This is a genomic window from Brevundimonas vesicularis (assembly GCF_014204545.1).
GTDB classification, from domain to species: domain Bacteria; phylum Pseudomonadota; class Alphaproteobacteria; order Caulobacterales; family Caulobacteraceae; genus Brevundimonas; species Brevundimonas vesicularis_B.
The window spans coordinates 561,839-576,647 of the sequence record NZ_JACHLJ010000002.1; the positions used below are offsets into that span (position 1 = coordinate 561,839).

The following is a 14,809-nucleotide window of genomic DNA, read 5'->3' on the forward strand; positions in this document are numbered from 1 at the left end:
TACGCCCAAATCCTGACGCAGCCTTACCGGCGCTTACGGGACTGGAAGACGAAGCCGATGATCTTGGCGGCGGCGTCGAAATGTTCGCGCGGAATGACCTCGTCCACCTCGACGGTGGCGTACAGGGCGCGCGCCAACGGCACATTCTCGACGATCGGCACGCCGTGCTCCGTCGCCACTTCGCGGATGCGCAGGGCCAGGGCGTCGACGCCCTTGGCCACGCAGATCGGCGCCCCGTCGCCCTGATCCGGCTCATAGCGCAGGGCGACCGAATAGTGGGTCGGGTTGGTCACGATGACGGTGGCCTTGGGCACATTGGCCATCATCCGCTGACGGCTGCGCTGCATGCGGATCTGCTTCAGCTTGGCCTTGATGTGCGGGTCGCCTTCGGACTGTTTGAAGTCTTCCTTCAGCTCTTCCTTGGTCATCCGCATCCGCTTGGCGAAGCGCATCTTCTGCCAGATGAAGTCGGCCCCGGCCGTGGCGCCCAGCAGGATGATCGAGGCCACGAACAGCGAGATGGCCATGTCGCGCGCCAGCGGCAGGATCGCCAGCGGGCTGATCGAGGCCATGTTCTCGAACTCGCGCAGGTGCGGCTTCAACACCATCCAGCACACCGCGCACACGGCGATCAGCTTCAGGAAGGTCTTGACGAACTGCGCCAGGCCGTCGGGGCCGAAGATGCGTTTGAACCCCTGCATCGGACTGACCGCCGACCATTTGGGCTTCAGCTTTTCGGCGGTGAAGATCAGGCCTGACTGGGCGACATTGCCCCCGACTCCGCCCAGGATGGTCGCCAGCATGACGGCTCCCAAAAAGGGCGCCACGGCCCAGACGGCGCGCACCATGATCTGGTTGCCCGCGCCCGAGTTCAGCACCCCCAGCATCTCGTGCGGGGCGGCGATGAAGGGCAGCATCTGTTCGGCGATGGACGAGGCGAACCAGCCGCCCCCCATCAGGATCACCGCCGCCGCCCCCGCCAGCGACAGCACCTGGGCGACGTCGGGCGACTTGGCCGCATCGCCCTTCTTTCGGGCGTCCTCAAGCTTTCGCGGGGTCGCCTCTTCGGTTTTCGACTCGGGATCCGCGCCTTCAGCCACCGGGGCCTCCCAGCACGAAATACTCCGCCAGACGGCGGTAGCGGTCGATGAAGAGGGTGCCGAGCGCACCCAGGCTCAGGGCGAAGATCGACAGGCCCAGGATGACGCTCAAGGGCGCAGCGGCGAAATAGACCTGGAACGACGGCATGACCCGCGCCACCAGGCCGGACGCCAGGTTGAAGATCAAGGCGAAGACCAGCACCGGCGCCGACAACTGCACGCCCAGCAGGAAGCTGTCGCCCAAGGTCCGCACGGCCATCTGGGTGAAGTCGGCCATCATCAGCGGCTGGGCCTGCGAGATCAGCCGATACGAGCCCACCATGCCGGCGATGAACAGGTGGTGGGTGTCGGTGGCGAACAGCAGCGTCACTCCCAACAGGGCCAGAAAGGCGGCGATGGTCGAACCGGGTTGGGCCTGCATCGGATTGGCGGTCTGGGCGAAGCTGAGCGTCGTCTGCAACGACACGATCTCGCCCGCCGTCGCCAGGGCGCTCATGAACATGCGCAGCAGAAGGCCGATCATCAGGCCGACGACCACCTCGCGGATGATCCACCCGACCATCAGCCCCATGCTGTCCGGCAGGCCCGGCAGCGAACCGCGCACCACCGGCCACAGCGCCAGACTGATGACCAGGGCCAGCGACAGTCGCACGCGCGGGGGCACATAGGCCTCGCCAAAGCCGGGGATCAGCATCAGGATCGCTGCGATCCGGGCGAAGATCAGCCCCCCGGCCCAGACCTGATCAGCGGTCGCATAAGCGTCCACTACATCCCCGCGATGCGGGCCGCGATCTGGCGCATGAAGCCGCCCAACAGGGCGCCCATCAGCGGCAGGAACAGGATCAGCGAAACGAAGATGGCGATGATCTTGGGCGCATAGATCAGGGTCTGTTCCTGGATCTGCGTTAGGGCCTGAAACAGGCCGATCACCACACCGACGACCAGACCGACCAGCAGCACCGGCAGGCAAAGCTGGATCGTCAGCCAGATGGCGTCGCGCCCAACGTCCAGAACTTCCGCGCCGTTCATCGGCCCACTCCAGAAACTACTGGGCAGAAAATGCCGACAGGATGGTTAACAGGCCGCTAACCAGACGCGTCTTCGTCCAGACCTGACCACGGAAAAATCTCGCGTGCGGCCTTGAACGGCGCCGCTTCCATGCCGACTTCCCCGCCTTCGCCTTGGGGAGCGCCAGCCATTCGATTTCAGACGAATTAGACGAATTAGACTCTCTTTTTCCGACTCCACCGTCTGAACGCGCGTCCGCCTCGTAATGGGACGGCTCGCCCTCTCCCCTTCCCTCAAGCGCTCCGCTATCTAGGCCGCCATGACCGACGCCCCCGCCTCCAAAGTCTCCCAGGCCGACGCCGAAGCCGCCGTCCGCACCCTGATCGAATGGGCCGGCGACAACCCGGACCGCGAAGGTCTGCTGGAAACCCCCGCCCGCGTCGCCAAGAGCTACCGCGAGCTTTTCCAGGGCTATGAGGTCGATCCGCTCTCCTATCTCGAGAAGACGTTCGAGGAGACCGGCGGCTACGACCAGTTGGTCGTGCTGAAGGACATCCGCTTCGTCAGCTTCTGCGAGCACCACATGCTGCCGGTCGTGGGCAAGGCGCACGTCGCCTATCTGCCGACGGACCGCGTCGTCGGCATCTCCAAACTGGCCCGGGTCGTGCGCGGCTTCGCGCGGCGCCTGCAGATCCAGGAGAAGATGACCTCCGAGATCGCCGAGGCCATCCAGACCGTCCTGCGCCCCCACGGCGTCGGCGTGGTCATCGAGGCCGAGCACAGCTGCATGACCCTGCGCGGCGTCAATGCGCCGGGCGCCAGCCTGTCGACCAGCCACCTGATCGGCGTCGTCCGCGACGACCCCCGCACCCGCGAAGAGTTCCTGCGACTGGTCCGAGGCTAGGATTTCCCCAATCGCGCGATCTGGCGCGGCTCTTGCGGCGAGACGGCGGAAGGAGGCTCCAACGATGCCCTGGTCCGTGATTTCGACCCGCAATGAGACAGTTCAGATCGCGCGCGGCGGCTGGCTGGACGCTCTGCGTTTCATCGTGGCCTTCCTGATCATCCTGCATCACTTCCAGGCCGCAGGGCCGGCGCCCCTGGCGCACGTGATCAATCCGATCTTCGAGCGCGGCGGCTTCCTGCTGACCAACTTCTTCCTGATCGACAGCGGCTATGTGCTGATGCGCGTCTATGGCGCGGCAGTGGACAAGGGCCGGCTGTCGCCGGGCGACTTCTTCCTCAAGCGGTTCCTGCGCGTCGTGCCCGCCCACCTGATCATGGGCCTGTCGCTGGTCGGTTTCGTGCTGCTGGCCACCGCCGCCGGCGTCCCGCCCCGCAATCCCGAATGGTTCGCCTGGGACCAGCTGCCCGCCCAGCTGCTGCTGCTTCAGTCCTATGGCGTCTATGGCGGCCTGGGCTGGAACGCCCCGACATGGTCGATCTCGGCCCTGATCGGCTGCTACCTGGCCTTCCCCTGGATCATTCGCGGCCTGATGCGCCTGGGTCCGTGGTCGGCGCTGGCCATGGGCGTCGGCGTCTATCTGGTCGCCAACCAGCTGTGCTGGCACTTCCTGGGCTACCCCGTCTATCAGATGCCCATGCGCTACGGCATCATCCGCGCCCTGCCGCTGTTCTTCCTGGGGATGTGCCTGGCCTGGTTCGCCCAGAAGGTCTGGATCGCGCCGCGCCTGGCCGGCTGGGCCGGCGTCCTGGCCGCCGTCGGCTTCTTCGCGCTTGAGCTTCACGACAAGCACGCCCTGGCCGCCCTGGCCCTGATCTCGATCATCATCCTGGCCGCCGGCGCCGTGCCGGTGAAGAAGCCCTCCAAACTGGTCGAGACGGCCGCCATGGTCTCCTTCTCCATGTTCATCTCCAACGAGGTGATCCGCATCGTCTGGTTCGGCGTGGTCAACGCCGTGGAGGCCCGCATCTTTCTGCCCCTCGCCGCCCAATGGGGCCTGTGGGGCCTGGGCGTTGCGGCGGCTGTCGCCTTCGCCTTCGCCTTCCACTTCGCCATCGACAATCCGATCCAGACCCGCATCCGCAGCTGGCTGAAGCGTCGCAGCGTCCGTCGCGGCACGGTCCAGCCCAAACTGGGCCCGATCATCTCCATCGACGGCTGATCGACCGGCCTTTGCCTATCGGCGATCCTCGACCAAAGTCGCTCTCTCCAGTCGCCTCCCTCTCGGTCAATGTTGGCGTCCACGTATCCGCAGGGATGCGCAGAACGGCCGATAACGGCGACTTGGGAGGAAATGGATCATGGCTACCGACGCTCCAATTGCGTCTGGGGAAGAGGAACACACCGTCGATCGCAGCGATCGCCTGGTCATCCTCGCCTCATCGGTCGGCACCGTCATCGAGTGGTACGACTTCTATCTTTACGGCTCGCTGGCGGCGATCATCACCGTCCAGTTCTTCTCGGGCGTCAACGAAACCACCGGCTACATCTTCGCTCTGATGGCCTTCGCCGCCGGCTTTGCGGTGCGGCCCTTCGGCGCCATCGTCTTCGGGCGGCTGGGCGACCTTTGGGGACGCAAGAACACCTTCCTCGTCACCATGCTGTTGATGGGTCTGTCGACCTTCGTCGTCGGCCTGTTGCCGCCCTATGCGGTCATCGGCATCGCGGCGCCCATCATCCTGGTGCTGATGCGCCTGATCCAGGGCCTGGCCTTGGGCGGTGAATACGGCGGCGCCGCCACCTACGTCGCCGAGCACGCCCCGCGCGGCAAGCGCGGCTTCTACACCTCCTTCATCCAGATCACCGCGACCGCCGGCCTGGTGCTGAGCCTGGTGGTGATCCTGAGCGTTCGCTACACGCTGGGCGAGGAAGCCTTCGCCGCCTGGGGCTGGCGCATTCCGTTCCTGGTCTCGATCCTGCTCCTGGGCGTCTCCTTGTGGATCCGCCTGAAGCTGGCCGAAAGCCCGTCGTTCAAGCGGATGAAGGCTGAGGGCAAGGGCTCCAAGACCCCGCTGAAGGACAGCTTCGGCAAATGGCCCAACCTGAAGCTGGTGCTGATCGCCCTTCTGGGTCTCACCGCCGGTCAGGCCGTCATCTGGTACACCGGTCAGTTCTACGCCCTGTTCTTCCTGGAACGGGTCATGAAGGTCGACGCCACCCTGGTCTATGTGCTGCTGACCATCGCGCTTCTGGCCGCCTCGCCCTTCTTCATCTTCTGGGGTTGGCTGTCGGACAAGGTGGGGCGCAAGCCGATCATCCTGGCCGGCTGCCTGATCGCGGCCCTGACCTATTTCCCGCTGTTCAACGCCCTGACCCAGGCCGCTAATCCAAAACTGGCCGCCGCCGCCGCCTCGGCGCCCGTCACGGTCTATGCCGATCCGGCCGACTGTAATCTGCAGTTCGATCCGGTCGGCAAGACGGTGTTCAACCACTCCTGTGACGTGGCCAAATCCTACCTGGCCAAGGCGGGCGTGACCTACACCAACGTCGCGGCGCCGGCGGGCACGGTCGCCGAGGTCCGCATCGGCGATCAAGTCGTCATCCCCAGCTTCCGGGGCGACGCCATGGCCCCGGCCGATTTCGCCGCCCAGAAGAAGACCTGGGACAAGAGCCTGGGCGAGGCGCTGACCGCCGCCGGCTATCCGGCCAAGGCCGACAGCGCCTTGGTCAACAAGCCGATGGTGGTGCTGATCCTGTTCATCCTCGGCTTCTATGTGACCATGGTCTACGGACCAATCGCGGCGGCTCTGGTCGAGATGTTCCCGACCAACATCCGCTACACCTCCATGTCCCTGCCCTATCACATCGGCAACGGCTGGTTCGGCGGCTTCCTGCCGACCACCGCCTTCGCCATCGTGGCGGCGACGGGCAACATCTACTCCGGCCTCTGGTACCCGATCGTGGTGGCCCTGGGGACGGTCGTTCTGGGCTTCCTGCTGGTTAAGGAAGGCAAGGACGTCGATCTGAACGCCTGATCCTGCTTTGGAGCCTGATCGGCTGAGGTGAAATCGCTTCGCGATTTCGACCGATGCCGTGAATCAGGCTCCCATCATTCTGGACCGAAATCTGGGTTCAGATGGACGGCGTCCACCTGAACCGATTTCGGTCTAGGCGGAATGAAGGGCGGGTCGTCGCAAGACGGCCCGCCTTTCGCTTGTGAAACACCCCGTGCCCGGTTCAGATGCCCCGATGTTCAGCCTGACGATCCTCGGCCTGGTCGCCGCCTATATGGCGGTGCTGTTCGCCGTCGCCTGGTCTCAGGAACGGCCGTCGGCGCGCGCGCGCGGCAAGGGGTTGGGGCCGTCGGTCTATGCCCTGTCGTTGGCCATCTACTGCACCTCATGGACCTACTATGGCGCGGTCGGCACGGCGGCGCGGGACGGGTGGGAGTATCTGCCCATCTACATCGGGCCGGTGATCGGCCTGACCCTGCTGTTCCCGCTTTGGCGCCGCATCGCCGCCGCCGCCCGGCGCGAGAACGTCGGCTCGATGGCGGACTTCGTGGCCTCGCGTTACGGCAAGAGCCAGACCCTGGGCGCGGCGGTCACGGTCGTCGCCATCCTGGGGTCGCTGCCGTATATCGCGCTTCAGCTGAAGTCGCTGTCGATGGCCGGCGCCCTTTTGACCGCCGGCACGCCGGTGGCGGGGTCCGAGGGACTGACGGTTCTGGTGCTGGCCGGCGTCCTGGCCTTCTTCGCCATCCTGTTCGGGGCGCGCCGTCCCGACCTGACCGAGCACAATCGCGGCCTGATCCAGGCGATCGGGCTGGAATCGATGGTCAAGCTGGGCGCCCTGCTATTCGTCGCCGTCTTCGCCCTGGTCCTGCTGCTGAACGAAGGCTCGCCCCCGCGCATCGTCGAGGGTCTGGGCGCCCTGGCTGCGCCGCCCGAGGTCACGCCGCGATTCACCGCCATCACCCTGCTGTCGACCCTGGCGATCTTCTGCCTGCCGCGTCAGTTCCACGTCGCTTTCGTCGAAGGCGGTCAGCCGTCGGACGTGAAACGGGCGCGCTGGATATTTCCCCTCTATCTGTTGCTGACCAGTCTGGCGGTGCTGCCGCTGGTGGCGGCCGGCGCCCTGTTCGCGCCGTCGGTCAATCCGGACCTGCTGGTGCTGGCCCTGCCGTTCCAGCGGGGCGAGACCCTACTGACGGCCGTGGTCTTCGTCGGCGGCTTTTCGGCCGCCACCGCCATGGTCATCGTCGAGGCCGTCGCCCTGTCGGCCATGGTGTCCAACAGCCTGATCCTGCCCTTCCTGGCGCGCGAGCGTTGGCGGGTGCGCGGCGACGCCTCGGACATGGCGGGGACCATTCTCCAGGTCCGGCGCGGGGCCATTGTCGCGGTCCTGTTGCTGGCCTGGCTCTATTATCAGGCGACGGACCAGTCGCGCGGCCTGGCGGCGATGGGGCTGGTGTCCTTCGCGGCGATGGCCCAGCTGGCGCCGGCCCTGTTCGGCGCGGTCCTTTGGCGGGGCGGCCATGCGCAAGGGGCGCTGGCGGGCATGACGGTCGGCATGGGCGTCTGGATCGTCATGCTGGCCATGCCCCAGCTGTCGCCCGGCGCGCCCTGGCACCTGCACGTCATGCTGGGGGTCAAGGATCCTCTGGCGCTCGGCGTCTTCGTCAGCCTGGGGCTCAATCTGGCGGCCTATATCGGGGTGTCCCGCTTCGCTCAGCCCCGTCTGATCGACCGGGTCCAGGCCCGCGCCTTCGTGGATCGGCTGGGACCGGACTGGATGGAGGCCCGGCCCGCGCCGTCGGGCGCCTCGGTCGGCGATCTGCGCGCCCTGGTCGCCCGCTTCATCGGCGACGAACGGGCCGAGCGCGCCTTCACCGCCTGGGGCGATGAGACCGACACCCGGCTGCGTGACGCCGACCCAGCCGATGCGGCGCTTGCCCGCGCCGCCGAGCGGATGTTGGCCGGCGCCATCGGCGCGGCCTCGGCCCGGCGGGTCATCGCGGCGGCCCTGGCCGGGGTCGGCCGCGCGCCCGAGGACGTGGTGCGGATGCTGGACGAGGCGTCCCAAGCGGTTCAGTTCAACCGCGACCTGTTGCAGACCACGCTCGACAACATCGACCAAGGCGTGATCGTGGTGGACGAAGATCTGCGCGTCACCGCCTGGAACCGGCGCTACGTCGCCATGTTCGACCTGCCGCCAGGCTTCGTCCACGTCGGCCTGCCCATCGCCGTCATCTATCGCCTGAACGCCGAACGCGGCGAAAGCCCCGATGACATCGAGGCTTGGGTCGAGCGCCGGCTGGAGGCGCTGAGCCGCCGCATTCCCCACGACCACGAACGCCAGCAGCCCGACGGCCGGGTGCTGCGCTCCTCTGGTGCGCCGATCCCCGGCGGCGGCTACGCCACCAGCTACACCGACATCACCGCCCTGCGCCAAGCCGCGCGCGAGCTGGAGGAGGCCAACGAACGGCTGGAGGCGCGCGTTGCGGACCGCACCGCCCGGCTGGACGAGGCCCGACGCGTCGCCGAAGACGCCACGGCCTCCAAGACCCGGTTCCTGGCCGCCGCCAGCCACGACCTTCTGCAACCGCTGCACGCCGCCCGCCTGTTCATCGCCGCCTTGAAGGAGGAGCCGGCGCTGGAAGACGCGACCAGCCGCACCCTGGCCGTCAACGCGGACCGCGCCATCGACAGCGCCCACCGTCTGCTGACCGCCCTGCTGAACCTGTCCAAGCTGGAAGCCGGCGGGGTGCGGACCAATGTCGCGCGGTTGTCGCTGGGCGGCCTGTTCGACGAACTGCGCCGTGAGTTCGCGCCCGTGGCCGAGGCCAAGGGTCTGGACCTGACCGTGATGTCCAGCGGCCTGTGGGTCGCGTCCGACCGCGATTTGCTGCGGTCCATGCTGCAGAATTTGGTGGCGAACGCCATCCGCTATACGGATGCCGGCCGGGTGCTTGTCGGGGCGCGTCGGCGGGGCGAGACGGTGCAGCTGTTCGTCTGCGACACCGGACGCGGCATTCCCGACACCGAACACGAAACCGTCTTCGGCGAGTTCGTGCGTCTGCCCGGCGCCGTCGATGAGCCGGGCGCAGGCCTGGGTCTGGCCATCGTGCGCCGCCTGTCCAGCCTGCTCGACCACCCGCTGGAGCTAAGTTCTCGTGTGGGTCGCGGCACGACCTTCCGGATCACCGTGCCGCGCAGCGCAGCCGATCTGCCCGCCGAGGTTCCGCCGGTGCGCGAGGCCCGCCTGCCGCTGGCGGGCCTGCGCGTGCTGTGCGTGGACAATGAGCCGGTGATCCTGGACGCGCTGAACGCCCTGCTCACCCGCTGGGGCGCACGACCGACGCTGGTCGCCAGCGTCGAGGCGGCCAAGGCGGCGCAAGGGCCGTTCGACGCCGCCGTGGTCGATCTGCATCTGGGCGACGGCCCCGAAGGGTTCGCCGTCGTCGACTGGCTGAGGCCCCAGGGCGTGCGCCGCATCGCCCTGGTCACAGCCGACACCCGCGACGGGCTGAACGAGCAGGCGACGGCGGCCGGCGCCGTTTTGCTGCCCAAGCCGATCAAGCCGGCGGCGCTGAAGGCCTTCCTGTCGAGCTAGGAGTTGGCGAGTTAAGCCGGGTCCAGCGACTTGGCCAGGATCACCGCCTGGGTCCGGTTGTGAACACCCAGCTTTCGAAACACGCTGGTCAGATGCGCCTTGATGGTGGCTTCGGAGACGCCGAGGTCGAAGGCGATCTGCTTGTTGAGCCGGCCGGCCTTCAGCCCTTCGAGAATCCGCAGTTGCGACGGCGTCAGGCTGGCGACGCGGCCGGCCAGATCGTCGTCGGCCTCAGGCACATCCGGCGCCCAGCTGTCGCCGGCCAGAATGGCGGCGATGGCCTCGACCATCTGCGGCAGGGACGAAGACTTGGGAATGAAGCCAGCGGCGCCCAGACCCAGGGCGTGACGCACCACCGGCGCATCCTCGCTGGCCGACACCACCGCAACGGGCACGGTCGGCTGCTCGGCCCGCACGGCGGCGAGGCCCGCCATGCCCTCGCTGTCCGACAGCTTCAGATCCAGCAGCAACAGATCCACGGGCCGCGCGACCATCGCGGCCCGGGCCTCGGCCAGGCTGGCGCATTCCACCACCTCCGCGCCCGGCGCCGCCTTGTCGACGGCCGAGCGCAGGGCGGCGCGGAACAGGGGATGGTCGTCGGCGACGACGATGCGATCCATGGGCTTCCTTCCGTGCGCGGCGTCTGACCGGCCGCGTCGTCGCCATCATGGCGCGGTTCGACTTTGGTCGAAATTAGACCAATGGCCAATGGCTCCCCGAGGCTGGAGGCGGAAAGGTCGTCAAAGGGACGCCCGCGCCAGACGGGCGCGGGAGGTTCATCATGATCACGAAAAGCCTGATGGCGGGAGCCGCCGCCGTTGCACTGATGGCGACGCCCAGCCTGGCCTCGGCTCAGGACCAAGCCGCGCTCGAGGCGCGCATCGCTCAGCTCGAAGCCCAGTTGAACGCCTTGAAGTCCGAGGTCGTCGCCGCGCGAACCCAGCAGGCGGCGCAACAGCAGGACATCATCCGCCTGGAAACCCGCCCCGCCGCGCCCGCCCCGGTCCAGCAGGCCGCCGCTCCGGCTGCGTCCAGCGACGGCTTCCGTATCGGCGACCACACGGTCAAGTTCGGCGGCTTCGTCAAGGTGGACGCCTACGCCACCCGCTATTCCGGCGGCGATCCGGTCAATGGCGATGCGCTGCGTGAGTTCCACATTCCCGGCTCCATCCCCATCGGCGGGACCGATGAGGATACGGCGACCGACTTCAACGCCCGCCAGACCCGGTTCTGGCTGACCACCGACGGCATGGTCGGCGGCCACAAGATCGGCACTCGGATGGAGATGGACTTCCAGACCCAGCCCGGCGTCGCCGACCAGCGGACCACCAGCCCGGCGAACCCGACCCTGCGTCGCGCCTTCATCACCATCGACAACTGGCTGATCGGCCAGGAGTGGACCAACTTCCAGAACACCGCCGTCCTGCCTGAATCCGCCGACTTCATCGGCGCGGCCGAGGGCACGGTCTTCGCCCGTCAGGTCCAGGTCCGCTACACCCGCGGTCCCTTCTCGGTTTCGGTCGAGAACCCCGAGACGACGGTGACTCCGTTCGGCGGCGGCGCGCGCATCATCGCAGACGACAACAGCATCCCGGACTTCACCGCCCGTTACGCGGTGTCCAGGCCCTGGGGCGACTTCCAGTTCGCCGGCCTGCTGCGTCAGCTGAAGTATCAAAACCCAGCGACGAACATCGACTCCACCGCAACGGGCTGGGGCTTGTCGGCCTCGACCAAGATCAAGGTCGGCGCCAAGGACGATCTGCGCCTGATGGTGACGGGCGGCGAGGGCATCGGCCGCTATGTCGGTCTGAACTTCTCCAACGACGCGGTGCTGAACGGCGCGGGCGATCTGGATGCGATCGGCGTCGTCGCCGGCTTCGCCGCCTATCGCCACGTCTGGGCGCCCGGCTGGCGTTCCAGCCTGATCTGGTCGGCGCAGAAGGTGGACAACGACCTGGCCTTCACAGGCCTGGCCGCCAACCGCTCGGCCCAGAGCCTCCACGCCAACTTGATCTGGTCGCCGGTTACGGCGTTTGATGTCGGGGCCGAGCTGATGTTCGCGGACCGCGAGATCGAAACCGGCGCCAGCGGCGACATGACCCGTCTGATCCTGTTCGCCAAATACGGATTCTGATTTGATGCCGGAGACGTCTCGCGTGCCTGATCCCGCCCTCTATCCCGTCCCCGCCGACTGGGCCGCCAAGGCGCACATGGACCGGGAGGCGTATGAGGCGGCGCGGATCGCCGCGCGCGAGACCCCCGACGCCTTCTGGGCCGAACAGGCAAAGCGTCTGGACTGGATCACCCCGCCGACCCGGATCAAGGACGTCTCCTTCAACAAGGAAGATTTCCGTATCCGCTGGTTCGAGGACGGCGTCCTGAACGTTTCGGCGAACTGCATTGACCGTCACCTGCCCCACCGCAAGGACGAGACGGCGATCATTTGGGAGGGCGATGATCCCGCCGACAGCCGCCACATCACCTTCGGCGAACTGCACGCCGAGGTGTGCCGCATGGCCAATGTGCTGAAGGCGCATGGGGCCAAAAAGGGCGACCGGATCACCCTGTATCTGCCCATGATCCCCGAGGCCGCCTACGCCATGCTGGCCTGTGCGCGAATCGGCGCGGTGCATTCCGTCGTCTTCGGCGGCTTCTCGCCCGACAGCCTGTGCGGCCGGATCGAGGACTGCGGCTCCAACCTGGTCATCACTGCCGACGAGGGTCTGCGCGGCGGCAAGCACATTCCGTTGAAGGCCAATGTCGACGAGGCCCTGACGAAGGTGAAGGTCGATACTGTCCTGGTCATCCGCCGCACCGGCGCCGACGTGCCGATGATCGAGGGCCGCGACTTCGACTATGGGCAGGAGGCCGCAAAGGTCGACGCGGACTGCCCGCCCGAGCCGATGAACGCCGAGGATCCGCTGTTCATCCTCTACACCTCCGGCTCGACGGGCAAGCCCAAGGGCGTGCTGCACACCACGGGCGGCTATCTGTTCTGGGCCGCCTGGACGCACGAGATCGTCTTTGACTATCGCCCCGGCGAGGTCTTCTGGTGCACGGCCGACGTGGGCTGGGTCACGGGCCACTCGTATATGGTCTATGGACCGCTCGCGAATGCGGCGACGACCCTGATGTTCGAGGGCGTCCCCAACTATCCCGACGCCGGCCGCTTCTGGCAGGTGGTGGACAAGCACAAGGTCGAGATCTTCTACACCGCCCCCACCGCCCTGCGCGCCCTGATGCGCGAAGGCGATGCGCCGGTGAAGGCCTCCTCGCGCGCCTCGTTGCGTCTGCTCGGCACGGTCGGCGAGCCGATCAATCCCGAGGCTTGGCGCTGGTATCACGAGGTGGTCGGCGACGGCCGTTGCCCCATCGTGGACACTTGGTGGCAGACCGAGACGGGCGGCCATCTGATCACCCCTCTGCCCGGCGCCACCGACCTGAAGCCGGGATCGGCGACCCTGCCCCTGCCCGGCGTCGAGCTTCAGATCGTGGACGCCGAGGGCCAGCCGCTGGAGGGCGCGGCGTCTGGCAATCTGTGCATCACCGACAGCTGGCCGGGCCAGATGCGCACCGTCTATGGCGACGATCAGCGCTTCTTTGACACCTATTTCTCGACCTATCCCGGCCGATACTTCACCGGCGACGGCTGCCGTCGTGACGAGGACGGCTATTACTGGATCACCGGCCGGGTGGACGACGTGATCAACGTCTCCGGCCACCGCATGGGCACAGCCGAGGTCGAGAGCGCGCTGGTCCTGCACGACGATGTCGCCGAGGCGGCGGTCGTCGGCTATCCCCACGATATCAAGGGTCAGGGCATCTACGCCTATGTCACCCTGAACAACGGGGTCGAGGCGACCGAGGATCTGAGAAAGGCCCTCGTCGCCCACGTCCGCCACGAGATCGGCCCCATCGCCGCCCCCGACGTGATCCAGTGGGCGCCGGGCCTGCCCAAGACCCGGTCCGGCAAGATCATGCGGCGCATCCTGCGCAAGATCGCCGAGAACGAGATCGGCGCGCTGGGCGACACCTCGACCCTGGCCGACCCTTCGGTCGTGGACGATCTGGTCAAGAACCGCGCCGGGGCCTGACGACGCGGGTTCAATGCGGGGACTGATGCGCCTATCTGTGCGTCAGCCTGCCGCAGCCTGAGCCGTCCATGCCTCGTTTCCTGTCCCGCCTGCCGATCGACGGCTATCTGCTGGCCCTGATCGGCATGGTGATCCTGGCGGCCCTGTTCCCCGCCAGCGGACAGGCGGCCGTGGTCATGGACGGGGTGGTCAAGGCCGCCATCGCCCTGCTGTTCTTCCTGTATGGCGCGCGGATGTCGCCGGCGGCCATCGGCGCGGGCCTGCTGCACTGGCGGCTTCAGGGCACGGTCTTCCTCTCGACCTTCCTGCTGTTTCCGCTGCTGGGGCTGGGCTTGGTCTTCATGATGCGGGGGTCGCTTCAGCCTGATCTGCTGACCGGGATGCTTTATCTGTGCCTGCTGCCGTCCACGGTGCAGTCGTCCATCGCCTTCACCTCCATCGCCGGCGGCAATGTCGCGGGCGCCCTGACCAGCGCCAGCCTGTCGAACCTGCTGGGCGTGATCGTGACGCCGCTGCTGGTCGCCCTGCTGATCGGCGGCGCCAATGGCGGCATCCATCTGCAGTCCATCCTCGACATCGGTCTGCAGATCCTGGCCCCCTTCGCCGTGGGCCAGCTGTGCCGTCCGCTGCTGAAGGACTGGCTGGGCCGCCACGCCAAACTGATCGGCCTGGTCGACCGCGGCTCCATCCTGCTGATCGTCTATGCCGCCTTCAGCGAGGGCGTCGTCGCCGGCGTCTGGTCCCAGGTCGCGCCGCTGGATCTTGCCAAGGTCATCGGCCTGAACATCGCCCTGCTGGCCATCGTCCTGGCCCTGACCCTTTTCGCCGGCCGCGCGCTGAAGTTCGATCGCCCCGACCGGATCGTCATCCTGTTCTGCGGCTCCAAGAAGAGCATGGCCACCGGCATCCCGATGGCCGGCATCCTGTTCGCCGGTCACGCGGTGCCGCTGATCGTCCTGCCGATCATGCTGTTCCACCAGATCCAGCTGTTCGCCTGCACCATCATCGCCCAGCGCTATGCGCGAGAGAATGAAGCGCGCGCCCAGAGTCCGGTCTTACCTTGAGCGCCGTTCAGCCTTGAGATAGAC

Annotated in this window: 11 protein-coding genes; 7 read left to right on the plus strand and 4 right to left on the minus strand. The window is 67.2% G+C overall.

Translation table 11 applies throughout. From position 1 onward, the window contains the following. Nucleotides 1-23: 23 nt before the first annotated feature. Genes flhB through fliQ form a run of 3 tightly spaced genes read right to left on the minus strand, consistent with a single transcriptional unit; the run spans nt 24 to nt 2,129 of the window. Complete coding sequence (gene flhB / locus HNP47_RS10915; RefSeq protein ID WP_055753861.1) at nt 24-1,100, minus strand: flagellar biosynthesis protein FlhB; 1,077 nt, start codon at nt 1,098-1,100, stop codon at nt 24-26. Next, a complete protein-coding gene (gene fliR / locus HNP47_RS10920) occupies nt 1,093-1,866 on the minus strand; it encodes a flagellar biosynthetic protein FliR (protein WP_184279572.1) in 774 nt (257 codons plus the stop codon). Before fliR ends, flhB begins: the two co-directional genes overlap by 8 nt. Next, complete coding sequence (fliQ, locus tag HNP47_RS10925) at nt 1,866-2,129, minus strand: flagellar biosynthesis protein FliQ (RefSeq protein WP_017505641.1); 264 nt, start codon at nt 2,127-2,129, stop codon at nt 1,866-1,868. The genes fliR and fliQ overlap by 1 nt, the downstream gene beginning before the upstream one ends. 298 nt (nt 2,130-2,427) lie before the next feature. On the opposite strand from fliQ, the gene folE reads away from it, so the two are divergent. From folE to HNP47_RS10945, 4 genes are all read left to right on the plus strand, one after another. Next, the gene (folE, locus tag HNP47_RS10930) at nt 2,428-3,012 is read left to right on the plus strand and encodes a GTP cyclohydrolase I FolE (protein ID WP_017505640.1); all 585 of its coding nucleotides are present in this window, start codon (nt 2,428-2,430) and stop codon (nt 3,010-3,012) included. 64 nt (nt 3,013-3,076) lie between these two features. Further along, a complete protein-coding gene (locus HNP47_RS10935; protein WP_184279573.1) occupies nt 3,077-4,234 on the plus strand; it encodes an acyltransferase in 1,158 nt (385 codons plus the stop codon). A gap of 139 nt (nt 4,235-4,373) precedes the next feature. After that, nucleotides 4,374-6,047: an MFS transporter gene (locus HNP47_RS10940; protein ID WP_184279574.1), complete on the plus strand. Its 1,674-nt coding sequence runs from the start codon at nt 4,374-4,376 to the stop codon at nt 6,045-6,047. A 214-nt stretch (nt 6,048-6,261) separates the two neighbouring features. Continuing rightward, nucleotides 6,262-9,627, plus strand: a complete 3,366-nt coding sequence (locus HNP47_RS10945) for a PAS-domain containing protein (RefSeq protein ID WP_184279575.1) — start codon at nt 6,262-6,264, stop codon at nt 9,625-9,627. 11 nt (nt 9,628-9,638) lie between these two features. On the opposite strand, the gene HNP47_RS10950 is transcribed toward HNP47_RS10945, so the two are convergent. After that, nucleotides 9,639-10,247 (minus strand): response regulator transcription factor, encoded by a 609-nt coding sequence (locus HNP47_RS10950; protein ID WP_184279576.1) that lies wholly within the window; start codon nt 10,245-10,247, stop codon nt 9,639-9,641. 161 nt (nt 10,248-10,408) lie between these two features. On the opposite strand from HNP47_RS10950, the gene HNP47_RS10955 reads away from it, so the two are divergent. The 3 genes from HNP47_RS10955 to HNP47_RS10965 all read left to right on the plus strand — a co-directional run bounded on the left by HNP47_RS10955 (nt 10,409) and on the right by HNP47_RS10965 (nt 14,785). Further along, nucleotides 10,409-11,761: a DcaP family trimeric outer membrane transporter gene (locus tag HNP47_RS10955; protein ID WP_184279577.1), complete on the plus strand. Its 1,353-nt coding sequence runs from the start codon at nt 10,409-10,411 to the stop codon at nt 11,759-11,761. 4 nt (nt 11,762-11,765) lie between these two features. Continuing rightward, entirely contained in the window at nt 11,766-13,721 is a 1,956-nt protein-coding gene (gene acs / locus HNP47_RS10960; protein WP_184279578.1) for an acetate--CoA ligase, read from the plus strand. A gap of 68 nt (nt 13,722-13,789) precedes the next feature. Further along, nucleotides 13,790-14,785 carry a bile acid:sodium symporter family protein gene (locus tag HNP47_RS10965; protein WP_184279579.1) on the plus strand — a complete coding sequence of 332 codons (996 nt, stop codon included), beginning with the start codon at nt 13,790-13,792 and terminating at the stop codon, nt 14,783-14,785. The last annotated feature ends 24 nt before the right edge of the window (nt 14,786-14,809 follow it).